General features: G+C 69.2%; 1 protein-coding gene. It reads right to left on the bottom strand.

Features of this window, described 5'->3' with window-relative positions:
- A partial coding sequence (locus tag ACU8YC_RS26145; protein ID WP_446896136.1) for a divalent metal cation transporter occupies positions 1–500 on the bottom strand: 500 nt, incomplete at its 3' end.
- Positions 501–522 lie beyond the last annotated feature (22 nt).

The raw sequence follows: 522 nt of genomic DNA on the forward strand, positions 1-522 counted from the left end.
TCCGAGAGCTTGGCGCCCGCGGGGAGCCGCGGCACGAGGAAGTCCCGGGCGATCTGGCCTACCGGCGGGTGCACGATCAGCACCACGGGCACGAGCAGGAGGCTGCCGGCGACGAGCGCCAGCGCGAAGCGTTCGAAGCGGCGGAAGTCGCCGGTGCTCGCGGCCGCGATCACGAGGATTGCAGCTGCGAGCACGCCCCAGAGCTTTGGCACACCGAGATAATCGAGGCCGAGGCTGATGCCGATGAACTCGGTGACGAGCGTCAGGGCGTTGAGGAGGAACAGGTCGATGACGCTGAACGCGCCCCAGAACCCGCCGAACCGCTCTAGGATGAGGCGGGCGTGCCCGACGCCCGTGACCGCGCCGAGGCGCAGCACCATCTCCTGGTTTACGAACAGGACCGGGATCAGCAGCGCCAGCGTCCACAGCAGCGCCGTGCCGTAGTTCTGGCCGGCCTGGGTGTAGGTGCCGAAGGCGCCGGCATCGTTGTCGCCGACCATGACGATGAGCCCGGGACCGAGG

The organism is Citrobacter sp. VF227 (assembly GCF_052950715.1).